20 protein-coding genes are annotated in these 21,319 nt (G+C 57.9%); 9 read left to right on the top strand and 11 right to left on the bottom strand.

All coding sequences use genetic code 11. The features are described 5' to 3' along the window. Nucleotides 1-96: 96 nt before the first annotated feature. The 5 genes from IB279_RS38275 to IB279_RS35215 form a co-directional block, all read right to left on the bottom strand. Nucleotides 97-282, bottom strand: a complete 186-nt coding sequence (locus tag IB279_RS38275) for an FCD domain-containing protein (RefSeq protein ID WP_192341086.1) — start codon at nt 280-282, stop codon at nt 97-99. 166 nt (nt 283-448) lie between these two features. Beyond that, nucleotides 449-631 (bottom strand): GntR family transcriptional regulator, encoded by a 183-nt coding sequence (locus tag IB279_RS38270; protein WP_192341084.1) that lies wholly within the window; start codon nt 629-631, stop codon nt 449-451. Further along, nucleotides 615-1,988 (bottom strand): aspartate aminotransferase family protein, encoded by a 1,374-nt coding sequence (locus tag IB279_RS35225; protein ID WP_192341082.1) that lies wholly within the window; start codon nt 1,986-1,988, stop codon nt 615-617. Before IB279_RS35225 ends, IB279_RS38270 begins: the two co-directional genes overlap by 17 nt. Before the next feature lie 859 nt (nt 1,989-2,847). Continuing rightward, nucleotides 2,848-3,336, bottom strand: coding sequence for a hypothetical protein (locus tag IB279_RS35220; protein WP_192341080.1), 489 nt, complete (start codon nt 3,334-3,336; stop codon nt 2,848-2,850). 120 nt (nt 3,337-3,456) lie between these two features. Continuing rightward, nucleotides 3,457-3,867, bottom strand: coding sequence for a SyrB-like regulator (locus IB279_RS35215; protein WP_192341078.1), 411 nt, complete (start codon nt 3,865-3,867; stop codon nt 3,457-3,459). Between the two features lie 667 nt (nt 3,868-4,534). Here IB279_RS35215 and IB279_RS35210 point away from each other — a divergent pair. The 9 genes from IB279_RS35210 to IB279_RS35170 all read left to right on the top strand — a co-directional run bounded on the left by IB279_RS35210 (nt 4,535) and on the right by IB279_RS35170 (nt 13,165). Then, entirely contained in the window at nt 4,535-5,743 is a 1,209-nt protein-coding gene (locus tag IB279_RS35210) for an ABC transporter substrate-binding protein (protein WP_192341076.1), read from the top strand. Between the two features lie 82 nt (nt 5,744-5,825). Continuing rightward, entirely contained in the window at nt 5,826-6,680 is an 855-nt protein-coding gene (locus IB279_RS35205) for a branched-chain amino acid ABC transporter permease (protein ID WP_192341073.1), read from the top strand. A 3-nt stretch (nt 6,681-6,683) separates the two neighbouring features. Then, nucleotides 6,684-7,661 carry a branched-chain amino acid ABC transporter permease gene (locus IB279_RS35200; RefSeq protein WP_192341071.1) on the top strand — a complete coding sequence of 326 codons (978 nt, stop codon included), beginning with the start codon at nt 6,684-6,686 and terminating at the stop codon, nt 7,659-7,661. A 23-nt stretch (nt 7,662-7,684) separates the two neighbouring features. Further along, nucleotides 7,685-8,443 (top strand): ABC transporter ATP-binding protein, encoded by a 759-nt coding sequence (locus tag IB279_RS35195; RefSeq protein WP_246802260.1) that lies wholly within the window; start codon nt 7,685-7,687, stop codon nt 8,441-8,443. Continuing rightward, on the top strand, nt 8,440-9,147 hold the full coding sequence (locus IB279_RS35190; protein ID WP_192341067.1) for an ABC transporter ATP-binding protein: 708 nt from the start codon (nt 8,440-8,442) through the stop codon (nt 9,145-9,147). Before IB279_RS35195 ends, IB279_RS35190 begins: the two co-directional genes overlap by 4 nt. Nucleotides 9,148-9,294: 147 nt before the next feature. After that, nucleotides 9,295-9,660 (top strand): hypothetical protein, encoded by a 366-nt coding sequence (locus IB279_RS35185; RefSeq protein ID WP_192341065.1) that lies wholly within the window; start codon nt 9,295-9,297, stop codon nt 9,658-9,660. A gap of 54 nt (nt 9,661-9,714) precedes the next feature. Further along, nucleotides 9,715-11,211: a M81 family metallopeptidase gene (locus IB279_RS35180; protein ID WP_192341063.1), complete on the top strand. Its 1,497-nt coding sequence runs from the start codon at nt 9,715-9,717 to the stop codon at nt 11,209-11,211. A gap of 97 nt (nt 11,212-11,308) precedes the next feature. Then, nucleotides 11,309-12,043, top strand: coding sequence for a FadR/GntR family transcriptional regulator (locus IB279_RS35175; protein WP_210338775.1), 735 nt, complete (start codon nt 11,309-11,311; stop codon nt 12,041-12,043). A 633-nt stretch (nt 12,044-12,676) separates the two neighbouring features. Next, the gene (locus IB279_RS35170; RefSeq protein ID WP_246802259.1) at nt 12,677-13,165 is read left to right on the top strand and encodes a ProQ/FINO family protein; all 489 of its coding nucleotides are present in this window, start codon (nt 12,677-12,679) and stop codon (nt 13,163-13,165) included. A gap of 277 nt (nt 13,166-13,442) precedes the next feature. Here the strand turns inward: IB279_RS35170 and IB279_RS35165 are convergent, their stop codons facing one another. The 6 genes from IB279_RS35165 to IB279_RS35140 form a co-directional block, all read right to left on the bottom strand. Further along, entirely contained in the window at nt 13,443-14,249 is an 807-nt protein-coding gene (locus tag IB279_RS35165) for an ABC transporter permease (protein WP_192341059.1), read from the bottom strand. Continuing rightward, entirely contained in the window at nt 14,246-15,097 is an 852-nt protein-coding gene (locus IB279_RS35160) for an ABC transporter permease (RefSeq protein ID WP_192341057.1), read from the bottom strand. The genes IB279_RS35165 and IB279_RS35160 overlap by 4 nt, the downstream gene beginning before the upstream one ends. An 83-nt stretch (nt 15,098-15,180) precedes the next feature. Beyond that, nucleotides 15,181-16,359 carry a PotD/PotF family extracellular solute-binding protein gene (locus IB279_RS35155; protein ID WP_192341055.1) on the bottom strand — a complete coding sequence of 393 codons (1,179 nt, stop codon included), beginning with the start codon at nt 16,357-16,359 and terminating at the stop codon, nt 15,181-15,183. A gap of 51 nt (nt 16,360-16,410) precedes the next feature. Then, nucleotides 16,411-17,496 (bottom strand): ABC transporter ATP-binding protein, encoded by a 1,086-nt coding sequence (locus tag IB279_RS35150; RefSeq protein WP_192341053.1) that lies wholly within the window; start codon nt 17,494-17,496, stop codon nt 16,411-16,413. Between the two features lies 1 nt (nt 17,497). Continuing rightward, entirely contained in the window at nt 17,498-19,552 is a 2,055-nt protein-coding gene (locus IB279_RS35145; protein ID WP_192341051.1) for a hydantoinase/oxoprolinase family protein, read from the bottom strand. After that, nucleotides 19,549-21,243, bottom strand: a complete 1,695-nt coding sequence (locus tag IB279_RS35140; protein ID WP_309142333.1) for a hydantoinase B/oxoprolinase family protein — start codon at nt 21,241-21,243, stop codon at nt 19,549-19,551. The genes IB279_RS35145 and IB279_RS35140 overlap by 4 nt, the downstream gene beginning before the upstream one ends. Between the last annotated feature and the right edge of the window lie 76 nt (nt 21,244-21,319).

Below are 21,319 nucleotides of genomic sequence, written 5' to 3'. Positions count from 1 at the left end.
GTTATTGATGTGAAATTCGATTTCCCGATCAATCGCAGCTGCATCTTGCCTCTCGATGAGCTCGACAAGATGCTGATGGTCTCCTATGGCGGCTTCTTAGTCGAAATCCGGCTGTCTCTCGTTCATCAAGAGAACGAGTGTCGCACGGGAAAGCGCATCCCAAATGGGGCTCAACAAAGGATTTCCTGATAACTCGACCATCTTCGCGTGGAACGCAGCGTCCGATCGACAGTAACCGAATTGATCATTTAGTTTTGAAGCCCGACGCATGTGTTCTAGCATCTCGCAATTCGTTGGGGTGGTTGGGATTGTCGATAGCCATCGTCGTTAGCAGACGGCGGAGTGCGACCCGTTCCACCAACAATCGTATCCAAGCAGTTCTGCCATATCGTCGGGTCCGAGGTCGGCGATAAAGGTCCCCTTTGTTGGGCACTGTCCGAATAACACCCTACGCGCCAAGAATCCGAAGCGCTTCGCGAACGGGCACTCGACTTGCGCCGAGCAATTCACAGATGCGCTTCTCGTAAAGCCGCTGCCCAGGCTCGAGCTCGCCCGTCGCCAGCAGCTTACTGACATGGTCAGCAACTTGCTCGGGCAGATTGCGATGCTTAAATTCAGAGTCGATCCTCATGATTTGGCCGGGACCCAAACTCTCCTGCTTCCGCACGGATGAGGTGCCGGTAGCGCTGCAGAAAACGGGCCACGCTGTGTTCGATCAGATTCAAGTCGTCATCGGTCATCGCAAGGCTGAGATTGATCTGACCCCGGCGTGCGGCATAGATGCCCGACTCCATTAAATCGAAGTGAAAAAGCTTGAACAAGTCACGCGGCTCAGCGACCAAGTCTTCAGGGCAGGTGAGCGGACCGGACACAAAGTGAATGTTCATCGCAGAACCGCAACCCGTGAATTGAACCAGGGACGAACAATCCTGCGCGAGGCGATTGAGTCTTTCTCTGAGGCTCTCGCCCGCTGAATAAAGCGCCTGTGCCTTTTCGCGCGTGAACACTTCATTGAGGCCGACATAGCCGACATTCATAGTAAAAGCATTGTTGTTGAACGTTCCGGCATGCGGCAGAGCATCCGGACGCCGCGGATCCATAAGATCCATGATATGAGCGCGCCCGCCGAATGCTCCGAACGAGAAGCCTGCTCCAAGATACTTTCCGAGGGTGACGAGATCAGGTGTGACCTGCAAGAGCGAGTGCGAGCCCGCAGGGCCCATCCGGGAAGTGACCACTTCATCGAAAATCAGCAGTGCGCCGACCCGGTCGCAAGCTCGCCTGAGAGCCTCCAGAAACTCCCGCGTCGCGGGAAGGCAACCGCCATTGCTCATCATCGGTTCGACAATGACGGCAGCCAAATTAGCCCCAAGCTCCTCGATGATCGCGGTGGTCTTGTTAATCTCGTTGTACTGGCAGACCGTCCAGTCATACGGAGCATTGACAAGATCCCCGCCCTTCCCGAATACGAAGACTCCCCCGTGATAGGCCCCTGAAAAAGCGACGAGTTTTGTGCGTTTGGTGGCTGCCTTTGCCAGAGTCAGAGCGTAGAGGTTGGCTTCCGTCCCGGAGTTGCAAAACCTCACCGCCTCGATGGCGGGGAAGCGATCGCATATGAGTTCGGCAAGCTTAATCTCCGCCTCGCCCGGAGCGCCATTAGAAACACCTCGGCTCGCTGCCTCAATGATCGCAGCACGAAGGTTCGGATCAGAATGACCGTACAACCCCGCCGTGAACTCACCCAGAGCATCAAGATAGACATGGCCGTCCGCATCCTTGATGCGGGCGTCAAAGCTCTCGATCACGTAAAGAGGGAACGGATCAAAGTAGAGCGCACTTCGGGTGTTGCCACCTGGCATTGACCCCTGTGCTTGATCGAAGAGCCTGCGACTTTGCGGGTTTCTCGACGCAAATTTCGCGCTGGCAGTTTCAACTGCATCAAGGAGAGCGCTGTTTGGCAATTTAGCCGGATTGGTGGCGGCGGTCATTGATCCTCACTAATGGTTCGTTATAAAGTATACATATTGCGACGTTGAATTGCCTGTGGCGCAAAACCAGTCCGCCGGCCTGTCTTGGAGGCGACTTAGATGATCGCCTCGCCCTCCCTGACCGCTATTTGATATAATGTATACTTTCATACGTCATGTCAATGATGGTGTTGATAACTTGTGGTAGACTCAGCGACGCGGCCATTGAGAAATGGTCAGCCACGGCTGAAGATGAAGTCCAATGCGCCAAGGCATGAGAGCCATCAGGAAGGTGGAATTAGAAGCCTAGGCAGAACTTGCCCACACCCCCTTAATTATTGAGACCAACGCGGGGAGTGTCGGACGAAGCGCGACAGATCTCGAACACGGCTTCGTAATGCGGCCGCACTGCGAAAGCTCGCCGCCTTGAAAGCATCCAATTTGGATTTCATCAGGAAGCCACCTACGAAGCAAGGATCCTCGCCGCTCACGGAATTGTGCGTTTGGTCAAATTCAGCGCCCAAACCCGCCTCAAGATGACTTGCTTCGGCGATAGCGGTAATTAGCGTGCTGTGTACGGGATGACCGTGATGCGTTACCCTTATCGGCATTTTGGCGGTGATCATCTTCGGGCTGTTTCGCTTCCAATTGCTGGATGGAAATTGAACAGCAAAATATCCTCAAGGCCAATGTCCTCCTCTGTCGAAGTCGCGGGACCCGAGCTTCCTAACCTCAACATTACGCCCAAGTGAAAGTCGTCCAGCGGCTCAACTTGGGAATGGTCTGGTCATTGAGGACCAGTGCGCCGCCTTAACTTCGACGAAAAACTCTCGCGATTACGGTTTCATCGAGTTCCAACGTCCAAGGCCGCGGCATCAGTTTAGGCGTCAAACCGCGCAATCATTTTTTTGAGTTGCTTGTTCTGCAACAGCAACTTTTCTGACAGCCGGCGTCTCAGTTGCCTGATTTCCTCGTCTAGTACTGTCATTTCATCGATGAAGGTTGTCGGCCGTGGGGGAGCACGGGTGCCACCAGCTTCATATTCGATGTCGGCCACTTCAACATCGCTGACGCCCGTTTTCCTGCTGCGCCTTTGCCTCTTGGTCGGCGGTGACGCTGGGTGTTCGTCGGGACTTGCTCGGTGGATCGTGGTGGTTGGCACTCCCTGATTTCGGCCAACTGATACATCAGCGGCGTCGGTGGTTGCTGTACTGAGATCGTCAACAACCTCGTCGTCCGAGGCTCCCACGATCCGGTCGGCAACACTTCCCTCCGGCTCCTCGGACTTGATTTCATGCGGGCGGTCCTGCTCCTTGACCGTCCGCCCCAGAGACGCCAGCTGAACCAGATACTTCCATGGTGATTTCATGGTGCGCCGTCACCCCAAGCAATGCCATCCGCATCCATCCCCACAATACCCGAAGGAATCCCAGCCAGAATGCGATCGCGGGGGCCAATCGAGCAATTCGATCGGCCCTTCACCGAATGGTCAGGCAAGACCTAACCGCTTGCGCAGATCGGCATTCTCGGCCCGCAGTTTTTGCGACAGGGCCTTGCGGAGCCGCACATTCTCTTCTTCAAGCTGAAGTAGATCAGCAATGTCGTCGAGAACTGGATCCGGAGCCGGCGTTTCTACCCTTTGCTTTGTCGCACGGGCCTTCCCGGTGCTCTTGGCAACGTTCTTTGCCCTGGACGGCTTTGCCGAAGCCTTCCCGTCGTCCACCGACTTGTTTGCGCCCTTCCTGCGTCCTCTTGCAGGTTGGGCAGCATCTGCCTCCGGTGTTTCAGCTGTTGCGTCCAAAACGACGCTCTTCGGCCGTGGTCCCCGACGCTTTTTGGGCGGTGCCACTTCCGCCGCCGGTGCAGTCTCTGTGACAACGGTATTGTTCTCATCACCCATGAGTTGCTTTCCCTCTCAAACCAAACATTCTTTTCCACCGGGCAGAGAGCGAAGTCAACAATTGCACCCGACAACGTTATCAACACGTGGGCGATCCATGCATTCTCACAAGATGCTGGCGCCGGAATCGCTTTTGCAACAGCGGAATTTACGACGTCTAGCGCAGAAGCCATTTCTGCCGTGTACCCTCCGAGCGCTATCTGACGGACCGCGAAAAGCAACACAGCCGCGGCCAAATCATAAGTCTATGACTCGCAAATAGGCGCAGACTGCATTCATGACGGAAAAGAGGTACTCTCAAAACCCGCTGCAAAATCTTCAAATTGCTAATTTGCACCGCGTTGGAGATCGGACGTGCCCAGTTTCGAGGGGTGCGCATTCCCGCATTATTGGGAGTCGTGACTGTTAGTCCGTTTGTCCGGCATTGCAGACTTCGAATTCAGCTTCGATGCCGGACCCTGCCGGGCGCATCCGACATCGTTCGTGTGCCTGGGGAGAACTTGCCATCTGAGATGTGAATTCTCCAAGCCTCACCATCATCCACAACGGGAAGTGACCGTTGCTTGCCGTTTTTCCGACCCGGACGGAACCTTCACACAAGCATCTGGACAAACGATCATAATTATACGTATAGTTAGTATAACAACTTCAAAAAAGGGGAAGTACCATGCTAGACAGACGAACATTTCTCACGGGTGTCGCCGGCGCCGGCGTCCTGCTTGCCAGCCCTGCAATCATCACCCGGGTCCGCGCCGCCGGCGATCCGATTAAGGTTGGTATCCCGGTTCCAATCTCCGGCGGCAATGCGGCTAACGGCAAATTTGCGTCGATGGGCGCGCTCCTCGCCGCCGAGGAAGCATCCACGGCCTACGCGCGTGAGGTGAGGACTTTCGACCTCGACACGGAAGGCAAGCCCGCAACGGCTGTACGCAAGGTGCAGGACGCCATGGCGCAAGAAGGGATAAAGCTTTTCGCGGGCGGCATCCTGTCATCTGAATCGCTTGCCATGGGCAAGGAGGCGGCAAAGGGCTCGTCGAGCTTCATCACCACCGCAGGTGCAGACGAAATCACCGGGAGCGAATGCAACGCCGCAACATTCCGCTGGTCCGTGCCCACCTTCGGCGCCGTCAATCGAAGCGTTCGGCCGATCATCGATGCGCTGCCCAACGCGAAACGTTGGTACACGATCACACCCCAATATGTGTTCGGAGAGGGTTTGCTCAAAGCGACGCGAGATGTATTGGCAGAGAAACAACTGGAGCTGATTGGCAACAGTTATCATTCGCTGACCGAGAAGGAATTTTCCGGCTATCTCACAAACGCGCTGGCTGCTAAGCCGGACGTGCTGCTAATCCTGAACTTTGGCGCTCAGTGCGCCGATACCCTGCGCCAAGCCGTATCCTTCGGCATGAAGGAACGCATGACCATTGTAGTGGCCTGGGCATCAGGCCTGGAGCAGTTCGAAGCGCTCGGCGCCGATCTTTGCGAGGGCATCTATTTCGGAGCGCAATACTGGCATACGGTCAACGCTGGGCTAAATCCGCAATTGGCCAAGCTCACCCAGGCCAAGTACGGCATCAACCCGAACTATTCGCTCGCCGGCTCCTATATTTGCACGAAGCTTATGATCGATGCCGCGGTAAAGGCTGGATCGGATGACGGACCTGCGGTCCGCAAGGCGCTGGAGGGCCTGACTTATGCCGGCCTGACGGGTGAAGAAACGATCCGCGCCGGCGACCATCAGGTTTTGAAGAATTACTACCTGCTAAAGGCACGCGCAAAGACCAGCATGGCTGACAAGGACGACTATGCGGAGATCGTTTCGACAGGCCAATCGTTCCTGACGCCGCAGGCCGCTGGCTGCAAGCTCGGGTAACGTCGGTGACGACCAGCGCCCTGTCGGCTTCGCCGGCAGGGCGTTCCGTGCAGCTTTCTCCAATACTCACGGGAGATGTCCGGTGACCTATTTCTTCCAGGTGCTGAACGGTGTCGGGCTCGGCATGCTCTACTTCCTGCTTGCCGTCGGCCTGACCATTATTTTCGGTCTTCTGCAATTCGTGAACTTCGCCCATGGCGCCTTCTTCCTGCTCGGCGCATATCTGACTTACGACCTCGTCGAGCGGGGAATGAACTTCTGGCTGGCCATGGTGCTGGCGGCCGCGATCGTAGCAATCGTGGCCGGAGCCGTCGAAGCGCTTCTGCTGCGCAAAATCTACAAACTGCCCCACACATTCCACATATTGGTCACGGTAGGGTTGGCGCTCTTCATCCAGGAACTCGTCATCATCCTATGGGGACCGCTCGGCGGCAATGTCACAGCTCCAGACGGCCTCTCCGGCGTCGTAATCTGGGGCGATTTCATCTACCCCAAGTATCGTCTCTTCACCATCGCCTTCACGGCGATCTTGGCTCTTGCACTTTACTGGGCGCTCGAACGCACGCGTCTCGGCGCGATCGTGCGCGCCGGCTCTGAATCCGCCGACAACATGGCGTTGCTCGGCTATGACACTCTACGCATCAATACGGCGGTTTTCGCCGCAGGCGCCGGACTTGCCGGCTTGGCCGGAGCACTGGCCACCCCCATTCGCGGCGTCGAGCCTTTCATGGGTGTCGAAGCATTGGCAATCGCCTTCGTCGTCGTGGTCATCGGCGGCATGGGCTCCTATGTTGGAGCACTGGTCGCAGGGGTCTTGGTCGGCGTTGTGCAATCGCTGATGGCTACGATCTGGCCCGAAGGCGCCAGGCTGATGATCTACATCTGCATGGCGGCAGTCATTGTCATAATGCCCCGTGGCCTGTTCGGGAGGGCTTGATCCATGCTGGCGATCAACAAACCTCTCGTCCAATTTGCACTGGCGCTCGCAACTGTCTTGGTCCTCCCGGTCTTTCTAAAATCGGGTATCCATGCCTCAGAAATCCTGATTTATGCGCTGGTTGCTGCGGCTTGTAACCTGTTGCTCGGGTACACTGGTCTGCTGTCTTTTGGGCAGGGAATCTTCTTCGGCGTCGGCAGCTACGCCGCAGGCATTCTGCTGACCCGATACGGTCTGCCAACCTGGCTGATGTTGGGATTGGCATGCGTTCTCGGTGCATTGATCGCCGCCATCGTAGGTTGGCTGTCGATCCGGCGGCAAGGCGTCTACTTCGTCATGCTGACGCTCGCTTTCGCGCAGTTTTTCTACTTCCTCGCCTACACATTTTCCGGGATTACGGGTGGAGACAACGGCCTGCTGGATGTGCCTCGTCCGACGATTGGCAGTATCCTGAACAGCCCGTGGTCGTACTACACCTTCGTTGCCGTCTCCTTCCTGGCCCTTTTCGCCATGATGCTTCGCGTCACCCAGTCAACATTTGGTCGCACGCTGATTGCGGTGCGCGACAATCCGGAGCGCGCCGCTGCCATCGGGTTCCCCGTCAAGGCGTTCAAGACCGCGGCCTTCGCCATATCGGGCGCCGTTACCGCCTATGCCGGCGCTCTGCACGCGATGCTGGTCGGCGTCGCACCGTTGTCGAACATTGAATACCACACCTCGGAAATGATCCTGATCATGACGATCATCGGTGGTTCCACGTCATTGTTTGCGTCAGTACTCGGCGCGTCAGCCTACATGCTCTTGGCTGATTGGTTGTCGCAGATCTGGCCACGCTGGCTGTTGCTGCTCGGCGTGGCACTCATCGTCGTTGCGTTGTTCCTGCAAAAGGGTCTGTGGGGCTTGGTGGAAAGGATCTGGGTCGCTTATGCCGGCACAACGGCAAGCGCACGCGAACCCCGGACCGAGGAGCGTTCAATATGATAAATCCAGATTCTGAACCAGCCATGGCCTTGTCCACTCGCGGACTTGGCGTTTCCTACGGCAAGTTCGTGGCACTGGCCGACGTCGACCTCGATATCCGTCGTAACTCGGTCCATTCCATCATTGGCCCGAACGGCGCCGGCAAGACAACAATGTTTCACGCCTTGACCGGACGGGTCATGCCCTCTTCCGGCTCGATCGCGCTTAACGGCGTGGATATCACTCGCACGCGCGACGATCAACGCGTGCGCCACGGCATTGCTCGTTCCTTCCAGGTAACAAGTCTGTTCCCAACGCTCGATGTAACGGAGAACCTTCGACTTGCCGCCCAGGGCAAGACGCCTTGGCAAGCGTTGGCGCCGTGGCGAAGCGCGGAAAGCAATCATGCAGCGCTTGCGACCGCCAACGAGGTGATGGAGCGGCTCGGCCTCAACCGCGTCGCCCACCGACCGGCCGGCGAGCTGTCGCACGGCCAGCAGCGGCGACTGGAAGTCGGTATGGCCATGGCTTCGCGCCCGTCGCTGATCCTGATGGACGAACCAACGTCCGGAATGGGGATCGAAGATATTGAGGAGATGAAGGCGTTGATCCGAGACCTCGGCCGCGACCACACGGTGCTGTTCATCGAGCACAACATGGGTATCGTCATGAACATTTCGGACACGATTACAGTGATGCGGCTCGGGCGAAAGCTGGTCGAGGGCACTCCGGCTGTCGTACGCGACGACCCTGAGGTGCAACGTGCCTATCTCGGCAATATGATCACCGGAGATATCGCATGAGGACCCTTCTTGATGTGGAGGACCTCCACAGCTATTACGGCAAAAGCCACATCTTGCAGGGCGTCTCGCTGTCCATCGGGGAGGGAGAGGTGGTCACGCTCCTCGGCCGCAACGGCGCTGGAAAATCGACCACGCTGAAGAGTATCGCCGGTCTGGTCAGCCCGGAACGAGGTAGCGTGCAACTGGCTGGCCGCGACCTCGCAGGCCAATCCGCATTCCGCATAGCCCAAGCGGGCGTTTCCCTGGTTCCAGAAAATCGGGGCATTTTTTCGCTGCTTTCGGTTGAGGAAAACCTCCGTATTGCCGAACGCAAGGGCTCTCCCTGGTCGCTCAAAGACATCTATGCCGTTTTCCCACGGCTGGAAGAACGGAAGCGCAATGGTGGGGGGCAGCTTTCGGGTGGAGAGCAACAAATGCTGTCAATCGCCCGCGCGCTCCTGACCGGGCCGAAGCTGCTCATGCTCGACGAACCGGTCGAGGGCCTTGCGCCGGTCATCGTCGAGGAGATCGTCGATCAGGTCCGCAAGATCGCCGCTGCGGGAATCGCGATCCTTCTGGTTGAACAGAACCTCGCGGTCTGTACAGCACTCGCCAACCGCCATCACATCATCGAGCTCGGCCGTATCGTCTATCAGGCCACGGCCCGGGACTTCATCGCAGACGGCAAAGCCCGGGACAAATATCTCGGCGTAAAGGCACAATAAGCCATGTCCAGCCTCCCTATAGACGCAGGCCGGCTGTGTGACAGCCTGATGCAAACAGCCAGGATCTGCGGCACAGCTGACGGTGGCATCGCGCGGCTGACCTGGTCTACAGAAGCCGCGACCACACGCCAATCGTTGGCTGACAGGATGGCCGAACTCGGATCGCGCGTGCCGAGTACGGTGGCGGCGGTCGGTTTCATCGAGGCTTCGCCGACCTCGAACAATGTCATTCCCGGCGAGGTCCGCTTCACCGCTGATATTCGCCATCCAGACGATACAGCACTTGAAATGATGGAGGTCGCGCTGCGCGCGACAATAGTGGAGACGGCCACCGGGCTCGGCATCAAGGTTCGGCGAGCTTCCGCCGTGGATGCGGTGCGCTTCGATCCTGCATCCATTGAGGGCGGAAGGTCGGTTGCAAAAACACACGTTCGGTTCGACGCGCTACTCAATTACGACCAACTCCAGGCCGGGCGTGTCCGCGCGGCATCCCTCGCGCCGGACCTGGCATAGGCGTCAGACGGCTGCCGATGGGCCAAGACGTCGGAAAAACAGGAGAGCAGTTCATTGCACATAGTCATCGCTCGTCTCAACCACGAGACGAACACGTTCTCGCCCATACCAACGCCGATTGCGGCCTTTCGGCCGACTTGGGGCGAGCAGGCGCTGGAAGAGTCGCGCGGAATGAAAGCGGCACTGGGTGCATTTCACGCCTACGCCGAACGCTTGGGCGCCCAGATTTCGTGCCCGTTAATTGCTCATGCATGGCCGAGCGGACCTGTACACGACAGCGCCTTCGAGGCCATGAGCACCGCGATCCTCGCGGACGTGTCGAAGGGCTGTGACATGATCCTGCTCGATCTACACGGCGCGATGGTTACGCAGAGCCATGACGATGGTGAAGGCGAACTGCTGAGCAGAATAAGGAATACGGCGCCGGGTGTTCCGATCGGAGTGGCGCTCGACCTTCACGGCAACATCACCCCGCGCATGATTGCAAACTGCGATGCACTCGCCGGGTTCAAGACTTATCCGCATGTCGACATGTTCGAGACCGGCGAGCTCGTCTGCTCGATCATGGAGCGTATCCGTTGCGGCGAACCCAGACCAAGGATGGCCCTCGCTCAGCCGCCACTCATAGCCCACACGCTGATGATGAACACGACGGTCCCGGGCGCCATGGCCGAAGTGATCGACTACGCCATTCGAGCAGAAAGACAGCCTGGAGTTCTCGCGGTTAGTTTCTTCGGTGGCTTTCCCGCGTCAGATATTCATGAAGCGGGTGCGAGCATTGTTGCAGTAACTGAACACCATCTCAGTCCGGTCAACGTCGCCGATGATGTTGCGAGCCAAGCATGGTCGCGCCGGCAAGGCTTCGTTTACGATCAGAAGACGCTTGGCCATTCTATCAGCTTGGCCAGCGCCGCAGCCCATCGTTCTGGCAACGGACCGGTTTTGTTACTTGATCACGGCGACAATTGCATGTCGGGCGGCACCTGCGAGAACATGGATGTGTTGCAGGCGGCGCTGAAGGCCGGGCTGACCGGCGTCGTTGCGGGGCCCATCAACGATCGGGGTGCGGTCGCACAAGCCTTCGCAGCCGGTTTGGGAGCCGAAATCGAAATCGAAGTTGGCAACAAGATTTTCACGGAAGGGTTCTCCCCTCCGCATCCGTCACTCAAGCTCAAGGGCCGAATCAGCGCACTGGGCAACGGCCGTTACACAATTTCGGGCCCGATCTACACCGGCATGGTCTGCGATATGGGACGTTCGGCCGTCATCGACACCGGGACCGCGCGCGTGTTGATTTCTGAGGAAACCCACGAGCCGTGGGACGAGGCTGTGTTCACGTCGCTCGGCATCGAACCTCGATCGGCTACTTATCTGATCCTGAAGTCACGTATGTATTGCCGTCCGGTCTTCGAACCGCTAGCGAAGGCGGTAATCGAATGTGCCGGTGGCGGCGTGACGGGCTCGGATTATAGTTTGTTCCCGTTCCGCAAGCTGCGGCGCCCGATTTATCCAATCGACGCGGACGCGACGTGGGGGCAATCCGATGGCTAGACGCCAAAAATCAGACGAATCGCAGCATGGCGCCGCCGTCGTACAGACAGGGCCAGCGCAGGATGGCTCAGGAAGCCGCGTTCAACCCGGACGTAAGATGCGGCGGATCAAGCTGTCCGATCAGGTCGCGGAGGATCTTCGCCGCTGGATCGCACGCGACAACCTGGGACCAAAGGACCGCCTGCCGCCGGAAAAGGTACTGATGCAGCACTACGGGTGCTCGAAAGGTACGATCCGCGAAGCGCTTAAGGCTCTTGAGGTTGAAGGCCTGCTGGTCATGCAGGCGGGGCCAAATGGCGGTCCGGAAATCCAGGCGACATCGATGGGAACGGTCATCCAGCAGATGCGCCAGTATTTCCACTTCCAGGATCTCGACTTCAAGGATGTCTACGAGCTACGCAAAACGCTCGAGGTGATGATAGCGGAAAACGTGGTCGGCCGGCTAAATGAGGGGCAAATCATGAGGCTTCAAGCCAATATCGACACCTGCATTGAGGCCTCCCGGATAGACGATCGGGAGACCAGTCGCATCGTTGAGATCGAGTTCCACGACATATTGTGCGAGGCTTGCGACAATCCGATACTCGTGTTGATGTGTCGCTTCTTGAACGCTCTGGCCCGGGACCTCGTCATCCGACGAACCGACAGCCTTAGAGAGCATGCAGAATTTGGCCAACACAACATCGGTGCTCACATCAGCCTACTGGATGCGTTGAGGCGCGGGGACGCCCAAGCTGTGCGCCGGGTAATGTCCGAGCACATGCATTGTGTTGAAGGTTTCATGAGTTCACTCGACGCGACATTCCACATGGACCTGCTGAGCCGGGGATAGATGCTGATCTGGAATCATCACCCACGCACTCCTAACAATGGTAGCATGAGAATACGTCCGACCGAGCGGAAGTTTGCAGGCCTTTCGCAAGTCTTTTTTGCATCGCGGCTGTGGAGTTTCCGAAGTAGTGCGACGTATCTGTTTGCGGTCTCCTGCTGGTCGCACTGAACAGCAGGTTCAACTTATCGAGCCGCTGGTGGCAGCAGGCTATGTTACTCGCCAACGGCGGGGTCGCCGGTGGCAATCGGCGAACCGCCGCCGCTTTCTGAAAAGCGACATTGAAGAGCAAACTCGTTACGTCGCCGGTATCCGCTTGCCGGGCAGGCTGATGTTGGAGAAAGAGACCTTAAAGGCTTTGTCGACTCTGTGCGGCGGAGGATGCGGGTTGTCATAGCCTTCTAGTTCCAGGAGTTTCGACGCAACCGAATGCCGACAAATACCAGAAGACGAGATGGATCCTGCTGCGACACGGGCAACGGCGAGTCTTGATGCAGAAGCAGCAATGGGATTAAGAAGCGCGTCCGACCAGCCTGAATGACGAGACCGAAGCGCCGATCTCAGATCTTGATTTCGCCCTCCTTGGACATACCGTTAACCGTGACAGTGCCCATATTCGTTGCTACAGGGGAGAAAATGATGCATGAGAAAACGTCGATGAGCAAATCGTCGAGAGGCAACTCTAGCCTGGTTGCAGCACGCGATACGGATGTGCTGAAAGCGCAGGCAATCAATGCGCTTCTCACTCAGCCGATCGCAATTTTGCCCGCGGAAGCTGGTGACCCGATCAGACCTTTTGCTCTCGGACTCTGGGCTCAAATCAGGCAGCTTCTGCTACCCGATCTTAGTGTCTCGACGCTACGCCGCGCGACGGGGGCTTATATCCACTCAAAGAGGTATCTTCTAGCGGTCGCGCAACGGGGCTCCGTCCGCCACGACATCGACGGGACACCGATCGACAAAGTGTCCGAGGCTGACAGGCTGGCAGCTGGAGAGAAAATTGAGAGCCTCAGGAGACGCGATGACGCCCGAAAGGCGGCACCGGCACTTGACCAGTCCATCTCGCTTTCAAAGGCGGACATGATCAGGGCGACGCTACTTAATCGGAACAGTCCGCCGCGCTAAATCACCTCAAGCTACATCCGATCCTTGGCAGCGCGAGCACTTTTGCCCTGGACAGGCTTGCTCACGTAGGAAATCCATCGGCCTCGCGGCTATGGAAAAGCGCGCGCCAGGTTTCGAGTGAGTATGTGGCCTCTTGCAGACCCGGTAACGAGCGCGGAACTCTCCTCAACTCAGTGAGCACGCGGAATGCCCGTCGTAGCGAGCAATTATTCGCGAGATCCCGGTTCCCGCCTGGAGGCTACCTTCTGGGCTCAGAGTGAGCGCGTCATTCCAGTCACTACACCGAGTGTTTTCTTGCCGCGGCCAGGAGGGAATAAACGGTTATGATCACGACGCAGAGGACCGAAATAAGGAAAATCGCCCCGGACATGGCATAGATAACCGGCGAGGCTCCCGAGTTCATTTTACCGAACAGCGCCACTGGCAGGGTGTTTTGTCGGCCTGCCAGATAAAAGGCGCGCGTGAATTCATTGAGCGATAGGAGAAATGAAAAAATGAAAGCGCTGACCAGTCCCGGACGGATCAAAGGCAGAGTGATATCGTAGAATTGAGACCAACGCGTCGCGCCCAGATCCGCGGCGGCTAGCAGATAGGAACGCCGCACAGCAGCAAAGCTCGTCAAGATGACAATGAACGCAAAAGGCATCGCCCAAAGCAAATGACCGGCGATGACCGTCAGGCCGGACGCCTTGATACCTGAGTGCGTGAAGACGGCCGACAATGCCAGCCCCTGGATAGCACCGGGCACGAACATAGGCAGGATTACTATCAAGAACCACGTCGTTTGCTGTGCGCGTATCTCGAAGTAAGCAAGAGCCGCCAGTAGGGACATCCCCGTCGCAAGGACCGCCGTCGCGGTCGCGATCATCAGCGATTGTTCCAGAGCGCCGACGAGCGCACCTTCCGTCGACAGCGCCAGATACCATTTCAGGCTCAGATTCGACATGTCCGGCAGCCCCGGCTGCAGGGCGGGATTGAAGGAAACCGCCAGCAAATAAAGGGGCGGCGCGTATATAACAAGCAATCCGACGACGGTCACCGTCCAGAGGAGAATGTGATTGACCCAGCCTTCTCGAAGCATCATGGCGCGTGATCCTCGAACAGGGACGAAAGTCTAAAGATCCAGTTCCCGATCAGGACCAGAGCGAAGATAGCCACGAGTACGATGGTCGAAATGGCAAAGGCGAGCGGATAGTTTGCGACACGCATAACATCGTTGATCATAACCGATACGATTGACGCCCCGGCCCCGCCCAACATCTGGACTTCGGTCGAAGACCCCACCACCATCACGAAAACAAAAAGGAACCCCGCAAAAACGCCGGAAACCGTCAGCGGCAAGAGAACGGTAGCTACCGTTGTCCAGAAGCCGGCACCCAGATCCTGTGCCGCCGCCATGAGGGTCCGATCGACACGGCGCATCGACAGAAGCAGCGGAAAGATTGCAAAGGGAAGATAAGAAGCGACCAGCCCAATTAGAACCGCGAAATTGCTGAAGAGGAGCCAATCGAGCGGCGCTGCGGTGAGACCGAGGTCCTGTAGAGCGTTGTTGACGGCACCAGTGCGCCCCAACACGAGCCGCCACGAGAAAGACCGGATCAAATAAGATGTGAAAAACGGAATGGTGATAAGCGCCATCAAAACGACGCTCAACCGGCGTCCCGCCAGGAAATGGACCGCATAGGCGGTAGGATACCCGATAAAAAGGCAAATCAATGCCGTTGCAATAGCCTTCACCAGCGTGGAGACGATGACCTTCCAGCGCCCCGCTTCAAGCACAGCCGCATATCCGGAAAGGCTCAGATCAGGCCTGATCCAGTAGGTCTGCGGATCCCAACTCCAGAAACTCCAGATAACGACCACGCTAAGGGGCACCAGCCCAAGCGCAAGGATCGCCGCCATCGGTGACATTATGAAAAGCGTGGCAATCATCGGTCGGGGTCCGGGCATGCGCTTCCTTCCAGGTAGCCAGGTAGCCGGCAGCGACAAGGAGATCGTCGCTGCCGATAATGGGTCTAGGCGTTGCGCAGTTTCTGCCACCATTCCTCGTAAAGCTGAAAGTTGTCCGGCCGAGCGTTCTGCCAATAGACCTTTCCAGCGAACTTCGCCTTGACGTGATTGGCGAGCCTCTCGACTTCCTCCGGCTTGTATTGATCCGGGTGCGCTTTGGCATAGGCGGAATTGTTGTCGGTCGGCACGAGATAACCCCGCGCCTGGCCAAGTTCACAGCCATAGAGGCCACCAAGCAGCCCGTTTACGAATGCGTGGGCAGCATCCGAAACGCCGCGATCGCCTGCACCTCTGAGAAGAACGGTGTTGTTGCCCCAACCCTCGTAACCCTCTACAGGGGCGGCATACTCGACCTGGAGTCCGCGCTTGCGGCCTTCATAAACGATGGGTTCCCAGCCTGTCATGGCATCGACTTCCTGGTCAGCAACGAGCTGGACGCCCTGTTCCCAGCCGCTCCAAAACGTACGAAATTGACCATCCTTCTTGTGCTTGATCAGGAACTCCATGACGAGACCAAGTTCAGACTCGCTGAGATTTCCCGGATCTGCGATCGGCTTGTTTTCGCTTTCCTTCAAATACATGGCTGCAAAGATGGCGCTGTTGATCCATGCATCCTCCATCGCGACCCTGCCCTTAAGCTTTGGATCGAAAATCGCGCCGTAGCTGTCGACCTTGCCGAGCTTGTCCGGACGATAGATGATGGAGTCCGCATTGACGACGGTAGGAATCCCGTACTGTTTGCCTTCAAGCTTCAGATACGGAATGTCCTTGGCCCAGGTCCAGACACTCTCGTAATTTGGAATCTTAGCAAGATCCCACGGAATGATGGCGCCTTGGCGCGCTAGTTCTTTTTCCGCACCGCCCTGAAAACCGCCGACGTCAAACAGGTCATTGGCGTTGCCAGCGGCCAGGCGGGCGATAACTGGACCGAGATCGTTTCCATTGTCCGTGAATTCAGGAGCAACTCCACTTTGAGCGGCAAGTTCTTGCCATTTGTCTCCGATGTCCAGCGTCGCCGTCGCCCAGAAGGCCACGGTTTTGGTCTCCTGCGCAGCAAGGCGAGAGGCAAAGCCAAGGCTTGCCGCAGAAAGGGCGAGCCCGCCTGCACCCATCAGCTTAACGAAATCGCGTCGTTGCACATTGCTGTGCCGTCGAGAGAGAAGCTGTCCGTCATCCTGTTTCATTTTTGTTCCCCTTTTTGCTTTTTGCACGCACTGTTTTCCATATGAAGATCATCAAGCAGCGGGCGAAAATCCCCGATTTGAGATCAGGACCGCCGCATTCGGCCCAAGACCCACGCGGATCCGCTGCCCGATTGAAAACCGTCCGATTGATACGTCTGCTTCGATCGGGACTACGAGCGTCTGTCCGTCCGAAAATGCCAGCCTTAGGTCATGATGGAGGCCGCGAAACGTGACGTCCGCGACTGTCAGCAGCAGCGTCGGCGGCGTACCGAGCGGCGCCAGAAATAGACGATCGGATCGAATGGCAACTATGGAACCCGCCGGATCAATCGGCCCTACGACGTTGACTGGCAGCGATTGGCCGGCGACAATCACGTGCCCGCCGCTGCCGGCCACGACGACGCTCTCTGGCTGTAGCAACGTGTCGATGCCGACGAACCGAGCGACGAAAGCGTTTGCCGGAGCCTCGAAGAAGCGGCCCGGTGTATCCAGTTGTTCGATCCGCCCCCGGTGCATCACTGCCATCCGGTTTGAGAGACTTAGGGCCTCGTCCTGATTGTGAGTGACAAGGATGAAGGTCGCGCCTGTACGTTTGTGCAGCCGGCCGAACTCGTCACGCATCTGTTGGCGAAGGCGTTCGTCGAGACCCGTCAGGGGCTCGTCGAGTAGCAGGATGCCAGGCTCCATGACCAGCGCGCGGGCCAGCGCCACTCGCTGCCTTTGGCCGCCCGACAGGAGATTGACGTTGCGGGGGCCAAAGCCCGAGAGCTCCACCAGATCGAGTGCTTCGTTGACTTTTGATGACAACGTCCTGCCCGAAAGGCCCCGAAGGCGCAGGCCGTAGGAGACATTTTGCTCAACGTTCATATGCGGAAAGAGCGCCAGGTTCTGGAAGACGGTGTTGACCGGGCGCCTGTTGGCCGGGATGTTCACGACGTCTTTGCCGTCAAAGGCAATGCGGCCGGTTGTTGGCCGGTCGAACCCTCCGATGAGCTTCAGGAGCGAACTCTTTCCGCACCCAGAGGATCCAAGCAGCGTGAAAAACTCGCCCGCCTTGATGTCCAGTGAGACGTTATCGAGCGCCTTGATCGGACCATAATCCCGGCTCACGTCATGGACCTGAATAGATATCGCCATATCAGCCCGCCTCTGCGCTGCGTTCGCGGATGATCAGGACACCGGCATCACTGATGCTCAGTCTCTGGTTTTCCTGAACCAGCGTCGTTGCGGTGGGCTCCTCAACGATCATCGGCCCCAACATGGACTGGCCCGCAGCAAGCAAGCCGCGCGCGTACACCGGGCATGATACCCAGCCGCGATCGCCGAAATAAACACTCCTGTGTCCCGTTAAAGCGGCTGACGCCGACGTCGTGCCTATTTTCGGCAAAGCGATGACCGGGCCATTCAGCACGGCTTCCAAATGCAGCGTGGTGATCTCAATCGCTGATTTTGAAAGCCTGAACGAGTAGGCACGCTCGTGGGCGATGTGGAACCCTTCGGCAAAGGCATTGATGTCGTCACCGCGCCGGAGTTGCGTGAAAACGCCATGCTCCTGACCGCGATACCTGGCCTCGACCCGATAGGTGAAGCGTATGTCGGCGTGCTCTCCGGTGGCGAAATAGGCGATCGCCTCCGTCTCCAGCTCATCGAACCGACGGGCCAACTCCCCCAGCGCGTCCTGCGAAAGGGGGGAAAACCATGTCTCGCGAAAGTCCGCCCGAGGTTCTGCGGCCAGCATGCCCCAGGCGGAAAAGATGCCGGGATAAGGTGGTATGACGGTCGCTTTGACGGTGAGATCGCGCCCGAGCCGCGTTGCCAGCGCGGGGCCGGCGCCGCCGCTGACGACGAGGACCGCATCGCGCGGGTCATGGCCGCGCTGTACGGTTACCAGCTTGAGGGCGTTGATCATGCTGGCATGAGCAATGTCGATGATGGCAAGCGCTGCGTCTTCGATGCTCAGTCCAAGCGGAGCAGCCACAGTTGCGATCGCGTCCACAGCCTTCTGCCTGTCGAGGTGCATGTTGCCGCCGGCAAAGGTCGCTGGATCGAACACCCCGATGGTAAGGATTGCATCTGAAAGGGTCGGCTTTTCACCGCCGCGTCCGTAGCAGGCCGGTCCCGGTGCAGAGCCGGCGCTTTCAGGTCCGACGCGCAAGGCGCCACGTTCGTCAATACGAGCAATGGAGCCCCCACCCGATCCGATCTCAACGATATCGACGACCGGCACTTGCACCGGATGGCCGGGCGCGATGCGGCTGTGTTCCAGCTTGTAGTCAACCTTCAGCGTCGGGCGCCCGTCGTGGATAAGCGAACATTTCGCCGTCGTCCCGCCGACATCGAGTGAAAGAACCTCGCTCTCGCCAAGAGCGCTGCCGATCCTTGCCGCGCCTGCTACTCCGCCCGCCGGTCCAGACTCAACAAGCGTCAAAGGGCTCCTCGCCGCCTGATCGAACGTGGATATGCCGCCGTTCGACTGCATCGCATAATAGGGGCAGGTAAGATTTCGACGGGTCAGCGCGCTTTCCAACCGCTCGAAATAGTGCCGGATAATTGGCTGTACATAGGCATTGAGAACGACAGTATTGGTGCGCTCATACTCGCGCCACTGCCGAGCCACTTCGTGGCTGGCACACACTGTTGTCCCCGGCAGGGCGTCTGCGAGGATGCTGGCGCACAGGGTTTCATGTTCGGGATTGGCATAGCTGTGGAGAAAAAGGATGGCAACCGCCTCGACCGCCTCAGCCTGGCATCGGTCGATGATCGGTCGTAGATCGTCGATTTCCAACGGTACGAGAACATTGCCGATGGCATCGAGTCGTTCCCGGACCTCGAAACGAAGATGCCGCGGCACAAAGGGCTCGGGGCTGTGGAAATGCAGATTATACAGATCAGGTCTGTTGCCACGACCGATCTCCAGCACATCACGAAAACCCGCCGTGGTGACCAGCGCTGTGCGCACACCCTTTCGTTCGGTGATCGCGTTGATGACTGTGGTTCCACCATGAGCAAAGAACGTGACATCGCGCGTGCGCAGACCGTCCTTGTTCTCGGCGGTCGCGATCGCATCAAGGATGCCGATCGACTGGTCTTGCACCGTGGTAAGGCTCTTGGCGGTAAAGAGTTCGCCGCTACGCTCATCATAGCCAACGAGATCCGTAAACGTACCGCCGACATCGGTTGCGAGCCTTATCATTGCTCTTTCCTTCTTTCATAGCCATAGAGGCTGACGGCGTCGAACGCGCTCAAAAATCCATTGCGCAGATCATTTTCGATCAAGTCCGCCTCGCGCTTGCGCGCATCGCCCCATCCGCCACCGCCGCCTGTAACAACCCGAAGGATGTCACCGGCTTTCAGATCGATATGGGCGACACGACCGTGGGATCGTGGCACACCCTGGTCGGCCGGCGCGACCTGCAGAACATTGGGAGTGCCATGACTTCCCCCATCCATTCCCCATGGCAGCGTGGCAGTACGTCCAAAGCTGCCATAGGCGGATGCATGATCGCCGAGAACCTCATATTCGCGCACGATGCCGAAACCGCCGCGCCTGCGTCCCGCTCCCGTGCCGCCTTCAATATTGAAGCCATAGCGTTTGACGCGCAGCGGAAATCGCGCCTCGATGACTTCTACCGAATAATTGTAGGTGTCCCCATCGGTGAGCGCGATCAACGCACTAGCGCCATCGCGGTGCTGACTGGCGCCCCAACCACCATGCTGGGGCTCGATATGAATAAACGGTTGGCCGCTTTTATCCTTCCCGGAAATATAAACGACACAAAGGCTCGAGTAGGAGCCGGCGGAAAATCGCGACGGCATTAATGGAGCAAGCGCCTTCCAGACAAGTTCGGACGCGTGAACCGATCCCTCATAGTACCAGCCCGTCGGTGAGGGTTTCTCTGCAGTGAAGATCGTGCCCGCCGGGGCAATCACGGTGAGCGGGCGGAACCATCCCTCGTTCGACGGATCCTGAGGTCCGACCATGGCCTTGACGATGGTCTTGACGGCCGACTGCAGTGCGCCCCGGGCGCAATTGATCGGTCCGGGGACAGCCGGCGGACAGCCGGTGAAATCGGCGGTGATGCTGTCCCCCATGATGGTTACCACGACCTTCACCGGGATTGACGCCGTGGTCACTCCATCACCGTCAATTATATCGCTGGCTTCATAACGCCCATCGGGAAGCGACGCGATCGCACCGCGACTGCGTTTTTCGCTTTCGTCGAGCAAATTGGCAAAAGCAGTCTGGACGATGTCCGCGCCATACTTGACGCAAAGCTCCATCATCCGCTGAGCGGCCACCCGGACTGCTGCCACCTGCGCATTCAAGTCACCAAGTGCAATTTCTGGCAGGCGGACATTTTCACCGATGATGTGCAGAATCTCGTCTGCAAAAACGCCCGAGCGAACGACTTTCACGCCGGGTAGCCTTAGCCCCTCCTGAAAAACAGACGTGGCATCGGGGGCAAGACTTCCGGGCACCGAGCCACCGACATCCAGGTAGTGCGCCACATTGATCGCGTATCCAAGGATCTCGCCATTGACGAACAATGGTTTGACAATTGCGAAATCGCAGGCGTGCGTACCACCAGCATAGGGATCGTTCGTTAGCAGGATGTCGCCATCCATGAGATCGTCTGCGAACTTTTCGAGTAGTGACTTGACCTGTACGCCGAATGTCCCGGTAAACAGTGTAATACCGTTCATCTGTGCGACCAGTTCGGCATCAGCCGTCAGAAGGCCGCAGGCGAAATCGAGGACCTCGTAGATGACCGGGCTCATGCTGGTGCGAGCCATGACAATTCCCATTTCATCGACGGTCGCCATCAGCTTTCCCTCGATGATCTCCTGCGTTACGGAATCGACAAGTCTCTCGCCGCTGGTCACCAGTTTCACCTCCTCGACACTTGTGGAGGAAAGACTAGGAGCGTTTAGCGCGCAGCGGTAGCCTGCCAGAAGGGTG

Origin of the sequence: Ensifer sp. ENS06, from assembly GCF_014852205.1 — a bacterium.
In the GTDB taxonomy this organism is placed as follows: Bacteria; Pseudomonadota; Alphaproteobacteria; order Rhizobiales; family Rhizobiaceae; genus Ensifer; species Ensifer adhaerens.
This window is presented reverse-complemented; position numbering and strand designations above follow the sequence as displayed.